The following is a 13,262-nucleotide window of genomic DNA, read 5'->3' as shown; positions in this document are numbered from 1 at the left end:
CCTTTACCTGCGCAAGTGCGCGCACCCGCATCCCGGCCGTTCCACCGAAGGTGACTTGGGACGAGCAACCCAATGCAACGCCAAGCGGGAGAGCGGGCAGGCCTGATGCGGAGGTAAAGGAGGAGGCCGCGCAGCGGCCGGGGGACACGCAGCAGCAGGTCTGCCCGCTCTCCTGCGCCCAAACCGTCGCTGCCGCTTCTTAAACCAACGCGCAAAGGCCTATCAAAAAAAAGGGGCGCCAGCGGCGCCCCTTGTCTTTAGCAGATGCCGATCAGGCCGCAACCACGCGAACCATCTCCAGCACCTTGTTCGAGTAGCCCCACTCGTTGTCGTACCAGGACACCAGCTTGACGAAGGTGGTGTCCAGCGCGAGACCGGCTTCGGCGTCGAAGATGGACGTGCGCGCATCGCCACGGAAATCGGTCGCGACGACCTTGTCTTCCGTGTAGCCCAGCACGCCCTTCAGCGCGCCTTCGCTCTGGGCCTTGAACTCGGCGCAGATCTCGGCGTAGGTGGCTTCGCTGTTCAGCTCCACGGTCAGGTCGACGACCGACACGTCAGAGGTGGGCACGCGGAAGGCCATGCCGGTCAGCTTCTTGTTCAGCTCGGGGATGACCTTGCCGACGGCCTTGGCGGCGCCGGTGCTGCTGGGGATGATGTTCTCCAGGATGCCGCGACCGCCGCGCCAGTCCTTGTTGCTCGGGCCGTCCACGGTCTTCTGCGTCGCGGTGGCGGCGTGCACGGTGGTCATCAGGCCGCGCTTGATGCCCCACTTGTCGTTCAGCACCTTGGCCAGCGGGGCCAGGCAGTTGGTCGTGCAGGACGCGTTGGAGATGATGGCTTCGCCGGCGTACTTGGTGTGGTTGACACCGAAGACGAACATCGGCGTCTCGTCCTTGGACGGGGCCGAGAAGATGACCTTCTTGGCGCCCGCAGCCAGGTGCTTCTCGCCGCCGGCCTTGTCCAGGAAGATGCCCGTGGACTCGATGACGATGTCGGCGCCGGCCTCGGCCCACTTCAGCTCGGTCGGGTCCTTGATGGCCGTCAGGCGGATGGGTTTGCCGTTCACGACCAGCGTGTTGCCCTCGACGGCGACGTCACCCTCGAACTTGCCGTGCACGCTGTCGTACTTGAGCATGTAGGCCAGGTAATCGGGTTCCAGCAGGTCGTTGATCGCAACGACCTCGATGTCCTTGAAGTTCGCGACAGCGGCACGGAACACCATGCGTCCGATGCGGCCAAAGCCGTTGATGCCGATCTTGATGGTCATGGGATGAGTCTCCAGAGGAATGAAAAATTCTCGCGCGGGGCGCCGATTCTCAGCGATTCGAGTAACGAAGAGGTTTCAGAGCGATTTCAGCAGTGGCGAAGCCTGCGATCGCCCGGCGCGGGCTGCGAGCGCGGCCAACAGGCGGCGAGAGAAGAGCGCCAGCAGCGCGGCGGCCAGCCCGCTGGCGCCGGCAAATGCGACCATGCGCCAGCGCCTGTGCTGCCAGGCGTCCTGGAACTCCCGGTAGCGCAGCAATTCGCCGTCGGCGGACGCGATGTGCACCACCTGCTTGTCAAACAGGCTCACCGTCCAGGTGGCGCTGTTGTGGTTCAACGCGCGGATGCGCGAGAAACCCAATTTGAGATCGGCGTGGATGGGCAGGGCCCAGTTGGTGCTCAGCGGAATCAACGCCGACGACAGCGCCGGGGGCGTCGGCGTTTCCAAGGCCAGCAACAGCACCTCGCCGTGCGAAACAGGCGTCGTGGCGAATGAGCCGGTTCGCTCCTGGATCAACTCGACGGCGGTCAGCGGCACGAGTTCGAAGCTCTGCAGGTCGGTCCACTTCGCCGGCACGTTGCGCCCGGCTTGGGCGCCACAAAAGATGGCGACCAGGGCCAGCAAGCCCACGCCAGTCCAGAGCGCGGGTGCCCGGGTGCCGTCCAGGGCGCCCGGAGCAAGGACCAGTTGGCTGTGTATTTCCATCAGGCTTCAGCCCAGCTTGACCGTGCCGCAGGGCACATCGATGAACCTCTGCGCGCCGAGCAGGCTTTCGAACTCTTCAGGCGTCAGCGTCAGTTCGAGCTCTTCCAGCCAGGCGATGAGGCCGCGTCGGTTCGGGTTGCGGGCATCCACCTCGGTGACGCGGTTGCGAACAGCCGGGCGGCCCAGCTCGAAGCGCAAGCGGAAGGGGCAGCCCATGGTGTCGAGATCGAAGTCGACCGGGCGAGCCTCCAGGTTCTTGACCGTGGACAGGAACTTCGCGATGCCGACATCCTTGAACGCAAACTGGCGGTTGTTGGAGAAGCCCACGTGGAAAGTTTGCCGTACGGCGTAGTGCTCACCCGCACCCAGGCAGGGCACGCGGTACTGCTCAACGTGGCGCAGCACGTCGTTGTGATGGCGCCGGTTGAGCGTGTCGTAAACCACCTTGACCTCAGGCGGCTGGTCGGCCGCAGTGAAGCTCAAGTCGATGACGAGATTGCCGTTTTTCAGTTCGCGCTGGAACGTCTGCAACTGCGCGGGTTCGCTGAGCTTCGGGCCTTCGGGTGGTGAGCGCAGGCAGGCGCTGAAGCGGGCATTGGGTGCCCTGGGCAGATTCAGCGGCGCCGGGGTGGCGATGTCCCCATCGCCGATGCCGCTGAAACGGATCTCCTGCAGCAAGGCGACCTTTTGCCCTGACGCAAGGCAGGGCAGGCGCAGTTGCCGGACGTACCGTTCGGCCTCATGCAGCAGCTCTTCCGAGCCGGCACCAAACGCGACCTTGAATTCCGGCGGTCCGTCGGCGTGCGTGAACGTCACCTCCACGCGGTAGAAGCCGTTGGTGCGCAGCGCCAGCGCCTTGGCAGGGTAGGTTGGCGCGGCCGGTCGTACCAGGCAGGCCAGCGTGGCCTCGCCGCTGCGATCGTCTGTTGCGGTCTGGGCTTGCACGCCAAAGGCGCACAGGCCCAGCGCCCATGCCGTGAGCATGCTGCGCATGTCGAACTCCCTGTTCTTGGTGACAGGGCGGGGTTGTAGCGCAAAACCGCAGGCGGCCGCCTTGGGCACTCCACTGAGGTGTGCGTCAGCCTGCGCCGGGATCGGTTTCAAAGCTGACCACGCCGCACGGGACATCCACCTGCAACCGGCTGCCGAAGACGTCGTCCGCGACGTCAGGCGACTCGAAGTCGAACCGCAGGCTGGCCATCCAGCGCAGGAAGAGGACCTTGTTCGGGTCGGTGCGGCCGGCCACGCTCGCCTGGTGCGGCCACTTCTCCGAGCCGACGGTGAACTCCACCTTGAACGGGCAGCCCATCGAGTTGAGGTCGAAGCGAGCCGGTTGCTTCTCCGGTTCCCGCATCAGGTCGATGAACTCCTGCAACGTGAATTGCGAGTGCGTGAAGGCGTGGCGAGACCTGCCTGCGGCCCCCTTGACGAAGTACTGCTCGATCGTGCGCGGCTTGTCCTGAGCGCCCCGACAGGGCATGCGGAACTCGGCCAGCCATTGGCGCGCGGCCTTCTCGAACCGCGACGATGCCTTGTTGTAGGCAAAGTTCACCTCAGGGGGCTGCCGCCCATCGCCGGAGAACCTGATCTGGGCGACCAGATGTTCTACCTCGGGCTTGCCCGGCAGCAAGCTGCTGTGCGGTTTGTAGTTGATGTCCGTCCGAGGTCTGACCAAGCAGTCCGACGTGTCGTCTTCAGCATGCGCCAACAGCGGGGCGGGGTCACCATCGTGATTCCGGAATTGGAGTTCCTGGACGGCGCTCACCTTGCCGTCTTCGGGCTTCAGACAGGGAAGGCGGAAAGCCTCGGCGTAGCGGTAGGCCTGGTCCTGCATGTCAGTGCGGGCGGTGTTGAACAGCACCTGGACGGCAGGCTTCGCATCCGGTCGGCTGAACGTCAGCAGCAGCCGGATGACGCCAAAGCCGGCGTCCAGTTTGCTGCGCTCCGGATACCTGGGCGTGGCAGCGGGCTTGACCAGGCAGCCGAGGCGCTGCGCCTCGCTGCTCCCGACGATGTCCGTCTGGGCCTGCGCGCCCCAGGCGCACAGGCCCAGCACCCAGGCCGTGATCAGTCTGCGCATGGTCGAACTCTCCCTGTCCGTGATGACAGGGCGGGTTTGTAGCGCAGACCGGCGGCTTACTTCTTCTTCAGCACGGCCTTGACGGTCGCCGCGACGTTCTCCGGCGTGAAGCCGAAGTGCTTGAACAGCACGCCGGCCGGCGCCGATTCGCCGAAGGTGTCGATGCCGACGACGGCGTCCACGCCGTACTTCCACCAGAAGTCGCTGACGCCCATCTCGACGGCCACGCGCGGCAGGCCCTTGGGCAGCACGCTCTTCTTGTAGTCCTTGTCCTGGCGGTCGAACWCATTGGTCGACGGCATCGAGACCACGCGCACCTTGATGCCTTCGTCGGCCAGCAGCGCCTTGGCGGCCATGGCCAGCTGCACCTCGGAACCGGTGGCGATGATGACCGCCTCGGCCTTGCTCTTGCCCTTGGCGCTGACGGGGTCGAACAGCACGTAGGCGCCCTTGGCGATCTCGTCGACGTTGGTCTTGGGCGAGTAGGCGAGGTTCTGGCGCGACAGGGCCAGCAGGCTGGGGCGCTGCGCGTTGCCGATGGCCATGGTCCAGGCGACGACCGTCTCGGTCGTGTCGGCGGGGCGCCAGACGTCCAGGCCGGGGATCAGGCGCAGCGACGCGACATGCTCGACGGACTGGTGCGTCGGGCCGTCTTCACCCAGGCCGATGGAGTCGTGCGTCATCACGTGGATGACGCGCGTCTTCATCAGCGCGGCCATGCGGATGGCGTTGCGGCTGTAGTCGCTGAACGTGAGGAAGGTGCCGCCGTAGGGAATGAAGCCGCCGTGCAGCGCCACGCCGTTCATGATGGCCGCCATGCCGAACTCGCGAACGCCGTAATTGATATGGCGGCCGTTGTTGGGCGTACCGTCCGCGGCGATGCGCAGCGCCGGCGTGGACGACGTGTTGGTCAGATTGGAGCCGGTCAGGTCGGCGCTGCCGCCCAGCAACTCGGGCAGGTTCAGCGTGAAGGCTTCCAGTGCCAGCTGGCTGGCCTTGCGGCTGGCCACGGTCTGCGCCTCGGCGTGGGCCTTGACGACGGCGTCCACGGCGACCTGCGCGAAGTTGGCGGGCAGCACGCCGGCCATGCGGCGCTGGAACTCGGCGGCCAGCTCGGGGTGGGCCTTGGCGTAGGCGTCGAAGCGCTTGTCCCACTCGGCCTCAATCTTGTCGCCGCGCGCCTTGGCGTCCCAGGCGGCATAGACCTCGGCGGGCACGGCGAAGGGCTCGTGCTCCCAGCCCAGAGCCGCGCGGGTCAGCTTGATTTCTTCGGCACCCAGCGGTTCGCCGTGGGCCTTGCTCGTGTTGGCGCGGTTGGGCGAGCCCTTGCCGATGGCCGTCTTGGCGATGATGAACGTGGGCTTGTCCTTGCTCTCCTTGGCCTTGCCGATGGCGTCGTCCAGGGCGTCCACGTCATGGCCGTCCACCGGGCCGATGACGTGCCAGCCATAGGCCTGGAAGCGCTTGGCCGTGTCGTCGGCGAACCAGGGCGCAACCTGGCCGTCGATGCTGATGCCGTTGTCGTCGTAGATGGCGATCAGCTTGTTCAGCTTCCACGCGCCAGCCAGCGAGGCCGCCTCGTGGCTGATGCCTTCCATCAGGCAGCCGTCGCCCAGGAAGGCGTAGGTGTGGTGGTCGACGATCTCGTGGCCTTCGCGGTTGAAGTCGCGCGCCAGCAGCTTCTCGGCCAGCGCCAGGCCGACGGCGTTGGTCACGCCCTGGCCCAGCGGGCCGGTGGTCGTCTCGATGCCGGGGGTGATGCCCACTTCGGGGTGGCCCGGCGTCTTGCTGTGCATTTGGCGGAAGTTGCGCAGCTCRYTSATCGGCAGGTCRTAGCCSGTSAGGTGCAGCAGCGCGTAGWCCAGCATGGAGSCGTGGCCGTTGSWCAGCACGAAGCGGTCGCGGTYGGCCCASWGCGGGTTGSSCGGGTTGTGSYGCAGGTGSYGGCCCCACAGYGCSACGGCSATSTCGGCCATGCCCATGGGCGCGCCGGGGTGACCGGAGTTGGCCGCCTGCACCGCGTCCATCGCGAGTGCGCGGATCGCGTTGGCCATCAGGGTGGGGGAGGCGGTCGATGCAGTCATGGCCGAGGCTTTCTTGGGATGGAGCAAAACCAGGGATTCTACGGAGCGACTCTTTCAAGTCTTGATCTGGCGCAAGGTCGGCGCGTCGTCGGCGCGCGACGCTTGGCGGCATGTCAGCCTTGACCATGCCGCTCGCCGTTCGGGTCATCCGCGCCGAGCACGACGCCCTTGCGGCCATGCTGCGCACCGTGCCGCTGCTGCTGGCCGCGCAGCAGCGCGCCCAAGATCTCGGTGGTGGGCCGCCGGACTTCGGCGCGCTGCGGGCCATGCTCTTTTATGTCGACGAATTTCCAGAACGCTTGCATCACAAAAAGGAAAGCGAGCTGTTGTTCCCGAAGCTGCGCGCGCTGGCGCCGGCGCTGCGCGAGACGCTGGACGACCTGGAGGTCGACCACGCCCAGGGCGAACGCGCCATCCGCGAGCTGCAGCACAGTCTGCTGGCCTGGGAGCAGATGGGCGAGGCGCGGCGGGAGAAGTTCGAGCAGCAGCTCAAGGTCTATTCGGTGCGCTACCTGCGCCACATGAAGCGCGAGGAAGTCGAGATCCTGCCGCGCGCGGTGCAGCTCCTGAGCGCCGACGACTGGGCCGACCTCGACGAGGCCTTCGGCAGCCACCAGGACCCGCTCGCACCCCGCGCGGGGCAGTCGGTGGACGAGGCCTATGCGCCGCTGCGGCAGCGCATCCTGGCGGCGCTGCCGGCGCCGTTCGGCTGGGGGCCGGCGTTGGGGGTTTAGGCCTCGGCGCCGGGCGCCTCGAGTGCGCGGATGATGAAGCGAAAGCCCACGTCGTCGCGGCGCACGCTGCGTTCGACGCGGTCGACGGCGGCCGAGCGGGTCCGCCCGATGTCGCTGCGGAAGGAGCCGCCGCGCAGTGCGTGCCAGCCTGTTTGCGCGCCGGGTTGGCCTTCGGGATCGACCCAGGCCTCGGCGGTGCGCTGCGAGTCGACCAGCAGATCGCGGCAAAGCTCGGCCACGTTGCCGTGCATCTGGAAGAAGCCCCAGGCGTTGGGCGCGAGGCCGGCCACCGGCAGCGGGGACGTACCGCCCGCGTTCACCTGCTGCGGCCCGACCTCGTCGCCGAAAGCCCAGGCCGTGCGCGTGCCGGCCCGGCAGGCGGCCTCCCATTCGGCTTCGCTGGGCAGCGAAACCTCGCAGCCCGGCAACTGTTGGGCCAGCAGCCCCAGGAAGTCCTCGACATCCATCGCGTTGATGCCGGTGATGGGCATCGTGTCGTCCTGTTGCGGCCGCGTCGTCTCCATCACGGCGCACCACAGCGCCAGCGAACAGGCGGTGTTGGCCATCCAGAACCCCCGGCTCAAGCTCACCGTGTGCAGCTCGCCCTCCTCAGACGGTCCCTTGGGCGAGCCCATGGCGAGCTTGCCCGGCGGCACCCAGCGCAGGCGCTGCTCGATCCGGCCGAGGTGCAAGGCGGCGTGCACGCCCTGACGTTCATCCGAACCGAAGCTGAGGCTCATCGGACCCGTGGCGCTCAGCGTCTGCGTCGCGCAGGCCCAGCCGCGGGGGATGTGCCAGTCGGCCGCCGAATGGCTGCGTACCGTTTCCAGCCATACGTCCGTGCCGGCGAGCAGCGGCGGCGCGAGCAGCGCCAGGCTGTCGCCCGTGCGCACGTCCTGCGCCCAGTCGGGCCGCTTGAGCACCCGCAGCACCGGCAGGCCGAACTGGCTCAGCAGGTCGAACGCCGCCACCTGGGACAGATGCGGCCGCAGCTCCTGCAGCAGGAATTGCGTCTGATCGGCCGGCGCGCCGCGCTCCGCCCAGGCGCGCAGCTGCTCCGTCAGCCGGCTGGCGCGCAGCATGCCCCAGAGGGCATACGAGATCACGCGGTCGCGCAGTGCAGCGCCTTCGCGGGACAGCGCCACGCGCACCAGCTCCAGCTCGCCCGAGTTCACCGCCTCCACCAGCGCGCGTTCGTTCTCCAGGCGGGCCTCCTGGGGCGGCTCCAGGCCCGACGTGGGCGCCTGGGGCTCGGCCACGGCCAGCGCGGCGGCCTCCACGGCACCCACCGCTTCGGGCGGGGCGACCGCAGCGGGCGTGGCGGGCACCACCGGCGGCGAGACCGCATCGGGCGGCGGCACGGCTGACGAAGTCGGCGCCGGCGCCGGTTCAGGCGCCGCGTCCAGGCCCGTGAACACCATCAGCGCGCCCAGCTGTGCGCCCTTCAGCTCGGCCTTCTCGTGCAGCTCGCCCACGCGCGCCAGCAGTTCCAGCAGGTCGAAGCCGGAGCGGTTGTTCATCGCCGCCTCGCACAGGTCGGGCAGGCGCAGCAGCACGATCTGGTGCTGCAGGCGCACGGGCGAATCCACGCCGCGCACCTGTCCCTGCAGTGCCAGGCGCAGGCCCGCCACGTCGCGGAACAGGGCGTCCGTGCGCCACTGCGACAGCGTGATGAGATATTGCGCGCCGTGCAGCCGCAGATAGCGGTACAGCGCCGGCGCAAACAGCTGCAGCGCGCAGACGATGGCCAGCCACTCGCGGCGGCGCGGCGTCTTGGCGTCGCCAGCGCCGAGGGCCTCGGCCAGGGCCAGCAGCGAGGTCATGCGGTGCAGCTTGCGCGGCACGCCCGGGGTGATGGCGGTGACGAGCGTCGCCAGGTCGTTGGCCTGGCCCGAGGCGTCGGCGAACCAGGCCGGCCATTTGTCGGCCAGGAAGTCGCGCGCCGCCGCCCCGGTCGGCCTGGGCAGCCGCACCGGCAGGTGCACCAGCTTCTCCAGGTACTCCGCGCCGGTGATGGGCGTCAGCCCCTCGCGGCCTTGCAGCGCGTAGTCGCGGTAGCGGTGGGCAATGCCGCGCTCGATGACCTCCTCGTCCAGCGCCAGCACGAAGGCGCAGCCCTCCACCTCCAGGAACAGCTTGATCGCCTCCAGCACCTCGACGGCCTTGTCGGGCAGGCAGCGGTCGAGGTCGTCGACAAGGAAGACGAGATTGAGCTGGAAGTCGCTCTCCGCTGGCAGCTCACCCGTGCCCAGCCAGCCCAGGCTGGCGCGCAGCCGCCAACTCAGGCGCGGCCACCAGCCCAGGCCGCGGTACTTGAGGCGCTGGCGGTGCAGGGCCAGTGCCTTGGGGTTGCGGCCGGTGACGGCCTTCAGGTGCTCCAGGAAGTCGTAGTACAGGCTGTGCAGCGCGTCGGCCGGCAGGGCGAGGCGGCGGGCCTGCTGCATGGCTTCGCGGCGCTGGCCCCAGCGGGCCCAGGCCGAGGGTGGGGCCTTGCCGGCTTCGGCCTTCAGCTCGGGCAGCTTGAGCACCACGCCCTGCGTCGCCAGCGCCGTCTGCAGCAGCTCGCGGCCGCCGTGCTGGTAGACGGTCTGGGCCAGGTCGCCCAGCAGCACGAGGCGGTCGGACAGGCGCTCGTTGCGGCGGATGTCGGCGCCCAGGCTGTCCTCCAGCGCCTTGCGCAAACACTGCTGAGCCACGCGCAGCAGCGGCACCAGCAGGTGCTCCTCGCGCTCGTAGCGCCAGGCGTTGAAGGGCACGACGACGTTGAGCGACTGTTCGCTTTCGCCACGCGGCAGCGCCTCGGCCACGGTCTGCAGCAGCCGGCTTTTTCCGGCGCCCCATTCGCCAAAGACGCCCACGACCAGGGCCGGCTCGGTGCTGCTGCCGGCGCCCGGCTGCAGGCTGGCCGTCAGCTCGGCGACGATGCGCTTGGCGAGCGCGGCGTGCCCGAAAGCGAGCGTTTGGGTGTGCGGCGGCATGGCGCCGATGCTAGGGCAACGCTGAACAAGTCCCTCACGCGCAGCGCATCCCTGCTTTGGGCGGCCTGCGGCGTTGCAAATCCTCGCCATAGCCCGCTATGGCTGCGGTTTGCGCCTTGCAGCCCATCCCAAACCAGGGCGCGCTGCATCGCGGGGACTTATTCAACGTCGCCTATGCCGCGCCCGGGTGGTGTCAGACCGTCTTTGTCCGCTCGGCTGAAGACGTCACCAGCGTCAGCCGCCCCGTGGCCGCCCAGTCGTCCAGGCGGCGGCGGGCGTCGTCGCGCAGTTCAGTCTCGTTGGCCGCGTTGGCTTCAAGCAGGCCTATCCAGGCGTTGCGGCCCACGTCCTTGGCTTCGTAGAGGGCAGCGTCGGCGAGGTCGATGGCGTTGTGCCAGTCCAGCGCGGCCGGCAGGCGCGTGCACAGCGGGAAGGCGCTGAAGCCGACCGAGCAGCTCAGCGACAACCGGTAGCCGCCGTCCAGCTCGAAGGGCTGGGCCGCAATGGCCTGGCGGGCGCGCTCGGCCAGTTCGGCGGCGCGGCTGCGCGGCGTGCCGCGGGCGACGATGAGGAACTCCTCGCCACCCCAGCGCACGAGGTAGTCGGACGAGCGGAACACCTGCTCCAGCCGGCCGCGCATCTGCGTCAGCACCGCGTCGCCGGCCATGTGGCCGTGGGCGTCGTTGATGCGCTTGAAGTGGTCCATGTCGATGATGAAGAACAGCAAGTCCTGCTCGCTGCCGCCGGCCACGGGCGCGCTGGAGCCATTGGCCATGGCTTCGTAGTGGCGCACGGCCAGCGCCGCGTCGGCGGGCAGCTGGCGGTCCAGGAAGCGGCGGTTGCGCAGGCCGGTCAGCGGGTCGGTCAGGCTGGCTTCCTCCAGCTCGATGGACTTGGCCGTCAGCGCGGCCGTGGCGGCCTCCAGCGCCTCGGTGCGCTCCTGCACGCGCGCCTCCAGCACGCGGTGGCGGCGCAGCAGCCAGCTGGTGCGCACGCGCACGATGCCGGCCACGACGCCGATGACCGCGACCACGGCCAGCATCTGGGCCCAGAGCGTCTGCCACCAGGCGGCGCGCACATCCACTTCGATCAGCAGCTCGTTGGGGCCCCAGGCGCCGTCGCGGTTGCTGCCCTGCACGTGCAGCTTGTAGTGGCCGGGCGAGAGGTTGGTGTAGGTGGCGGTGCGGCCCAGCGTGCCGTCCACCCAGCCGTCGTCCAGGCCTTGCAGCCGGTAGCGATAGCGGTTGCGGCCGGGCTGGCTGTAGTCCAGCGACGCGAAGGCCAGGCTGAAGGCGTTCTCGCCGGGCGCCAGCACCAGCTTGGCGTCGCCGGGCGGCAGCGGCCGCTCCTCGCCGTCCACGCGCAGCTCCGAGATGACCAGCGGCGGCTTGTACGACCACGGCGAGAAGCGCTCGGGGTCGATGACCAGAAGGCCGCGCGCGCCGCCGAACAGCATGCGGCCGTCGTCGAGCTGGGCATACGCGCGGAACCAGCCGGTGCCCAGGTCGGCGCCATCGGCCGCGCCCAGCTCGCGGCGCTCGCCGCTGCGCGGGTCGTACATATTGCGCTGCGACCAGATGCGGCCCTGCTTGTCGAACAGCAGGTTGGCGCCAAAGGCCCCGCCCACGTCCGACGCGGCCACAGCCTCGAAGCGCGCCTGGCTGCCGTGGCTTTCCACCAAGCGGTGCAGGCCGGTGCCGGTGTCCACCCACAGGCGGCCGGCCTGGTCCACCGACATGCCCAGCACGGTCTGGCCGGTCAGGCCCTTGGGCTCGATCCACTCGGCCACGGGTTCTTCGTCATCAGGCTTGGCGACGCGGAACAGCCCCGCGGCGCCGCCGGCCCAAAGGCTGCCGTCGGGCAGGCGGGCGAAGGCGTTGACCTCGCCGGTGCCGCCTACCAGGCCGGCCGTCGGGATGGCGCGCATCTGCGGCCGCCCAGGCGACCAGCGCATCAGGCCGTCCAGCGTGGCGATCCACAGCGCACCGTCCTCGCCAGCGTAAAAGCGCCGCGGCACGGCATTGCCGCTGCGCAGCGTCTCCTTCCAGCGGCCCTGCTCGTCAAAGCGCAGCAGCTGCGTGTCGACAGCCACCCAGACGGAGCCGTCCTGCGTCTGCCCGAGGGCGTTGACGCGCCCGGCCGGCAGGCCGCCGACGCCCGGTGCGATGAGGGCGATGGGCTGGAGCTGGCGGTCGCGCCGCTCGATGCCGCCGGCCAGCGTGCCCATCCAGACCTCGCCGTTCTTCAGCTGCAGGATGCTGCGCACGTCCAGCGCGGTCGTGCCGGCGCCGTCGCGCACCATGCTCAGGCCTGGCAGCGATGGCACATGGCGCATCAGGCCGCCGCCGTAGCTGCCGGCCCAGATGGTGCCGGAGGGGTCGCGCATCAGCGCGCGCACGTCGCTGCGCGGGCCGGTGGCGGCACCGCCGCCGCTGCCGGTGGCGGGCAGGCGTTCGATCAGGCTGCCGTCGGTGGCGCGCCGGCGCGACAGGCCCGACGAGTCGCCAAACCAGAGTTCGTCGGCATCCGGCTGGGCCATGGCCATGACGGGCCAGACGCTGGCCTTGCCGTCCGCCTGGGCGCCGGCGCTGAAGGGCAGCGGCTGGCCGGTGGTGGCCAGCGCGCGCAGCTGGCCCTGGGCGGTGCCGGCAATGATGCGGCCGTCCAGCGTCTCGGCCAGCAGCGTGATGAGTTGGTCGCCCAGGCCGACGTCCAGCGTCTCGATGGGGCCGTCGGGCGCCTTGCGGGCCAGGCCGCGCCAGGTGCCTATCCACAGCGTGCCCTGGCGGTCCACCAGCAGCGTCTGCACGCGCGGGTCGGGCAGGCCGTCTTCCTTGCCACGGTGGTGGGTGAAGCGTTCGCCCTTGACGTCGAAGCGGTCCAGGCCGCCGCTGCCGCCTATCCACAGCGTGCCGTCCCTCTCCAGCGCCAGCGTGCGCACGGTGTTGGCGGCGGGGGCGGTCTCGTCGGCGGAATTGCCGTCGCGCGCCCAGCGCGCCCAGCGGCCGGTGGCCAGGTCCAGTCGCACCAGGCCGCTGTTGCCGGCGGCCACCCACATCCAGCCGCGCGGGTCGGGCAGCATGGCGCGCACGAACTGCTCGGGCAGCAGCTGGCCGTCGGGCGCGGCGAGCGCGTAGTGCTTGAAGGTGTAGCCGTCAAAGCGCAGCAGACCCTCGGGCGAACCGGCCCAGAGCAGGCCGCGCGCGTCCTGCGCCAGCGCGGAGACGACGTTGTCCCGCACGGCACCCGGCTCACCGATGGGCTCGAAGCGCGGCACGACGGCGGCCGCGCCTTGCGTCAGCCCCAGCCCCGTTGCCGCGACGATCAGCAGGGCTGCCCAACCCCTCTTTGTGAAAACCCTCATGCGGCGGATTCTCATGCAGCGGCAAGGGTGGTCAGGCCGGGTCTTGCCCT

The 13,262-nt window shown here is 69.4% G+C and carries 8 protein-coding genes; 1 reads left to right on the top strand and 7 read right to left on the bottom strand.

Annotated features, from left to right (window positions below; genetic code table 11):
* Positions 1–271: 271 nt before the first annotated feature.
* From gap to tkt, 5 genes are all read right to left on the bottom strand, one after another.
* Entirely contained in the window at positions 272–1,270 is a 999-nt protein-coding gene (gene gap, locus ACXRVZ_RS17140) for a type I glyceraldehyde-3-phosphate dehydrogenase (RefSeq protein WP_457423121.1), read from the bottom strand.
* A 75-nt stretch (positions 1,271–1,345) separates the two neighbouring features.
* A complete protein-coding gene (locus ACXRVZ_RS17135) occupies positions 1,346–1,891 on the bottom strand; it encodes a hypothetical protein (protein ID WP_457423119.1) in 546 nt (181 codons plus the stop codon).
* Positions 1,892–1,978: 87 nt separating this feature from the next.
* Positions 1,979–2,965, bottom strand: a complete 987-nt coding sequence (locus tag ACXRVZ_RS17130; RefSeq protein ID WP_457423117.1) for a hypothetical protein — start codon at positions 2,963–2,965, stop codon at positions 1,979–1,981.
* Positions 2,966–3,050: 85 nt separating this feature from the next.
* Positions 3,051–4,028 (bottom strand): hypothetical protein, encoded by a 978-nt coding sequence (locus tag ACXRVZ_RS17125; RefSeq protein WP_458232617.1) that lies wholly within the window; start codon positions 4,026–4,028, stop codon positions 3,051–3,053.
* Positions 4,029–4,108: 80 nt separating this feature from the next.
* Entirely contained in the window at positions 4,109–6,136 is a 2,028-nt protein-coding gene (gene tkt, locus ACXRVZ_RS17120) for a transketolase (RefSeq protein WP_458232616.1), read from the bottom strand.
* A gap of 110 nt (positions 6,137–6,246) precedes the next feature.
* Here tkt and ACXRVZ_RS17115 point away from each other — a divergent pair, with 110 nt between their 5' ends.
* A complete protein-coding gene (locus ACXRVZ_RS17115; protein ID WP_458232615.1) occupies positions 6,247–6,870 on the top strand; it encodes a hemerythrin domain-containing protein in 624 nt (207 codons plus the stop codon).
* Here ACXRVZ_RS17115 and ACXRVZ_RS17110 read toward each other — a convergent pair.
* Positions 6,867–9,848, bottom strand: coding sequence for a P-loop NTPase fold protein (locus ACXRVZ_RS17110; RefSeq protein WP_457423109.1), 2,982 nt, complete (start codon positions 9,846–9,848; stop codon positions 6,867–6,869). The genes ACXRVZ_RS17115 and ACXRVZ_RS17110 overlap by 4 nt on opposite strands.
* A 193-nt stretch (positions 9,849–10,041) precedes the next feature.
* Complete coding sequence (locus tag ACXRVZ_RS17105) at positions 10,042–13,212, bottom strand: diguanylate cyclase (protein WP_457423107.1); 3,171 nt, start codon at positions 13,210–13,212, stop codon at positions 10,042–10,044.
* Between the last annotated feature and the right edge of the window lie 50 nt (positions 13,213–13,262).

The sequence above is a fragment of the Roseateles sp. P5_E8 genome (assembly GCF_054177665.1).
Note: the sequence above shows the minus strand (reverse complement) of the source record. Positions and strands in the feature narration are given on the sequence as shown.

What these genes read in the sequence shown, in the direction of transcription:
- gap (WP_457423121.1), bottom strand. Translation starts at nt 1,270, where the DNA reads ATGACCATCAAGATCGGCATCAACGGCTTTGGCCGCATCGGACGCATG.
- ACXRVZ_RS17130 (WP_457423117.1), bottom strand. Translation starts at nt 2,965, where the DNA reads ATGCGCAGCATGCTCACGGCATGGGCGCTGGGCCTGTGCGCCTTTGGC.
- ACXRVZ_RS17115 (WP_458232615.1), top strand. Translation starts at nt 6,247, where the DNA reads ATGTCAGCCTTGACCATGCCGCTCGCCGTTCGGGTCATCCGCGCCGAG.
- ACXRVZ_RS17110 (WP_457423109.1), bottom strand. Translation starts at nt 9,848, where the DNA reads ATGCCGCCGCACACCCAAACGCTCGCTTTCGGGCACGCCGCGCTCGCC.
- ACXRVZ_RS17105 (WP_457423107.1), bottom strand. Translation starts at nt 13,212, where the DNA reads ATGAGGGTTTTCACAAAGAGGGGTTGGGCAGCCCTGCTGATCGTCGCG.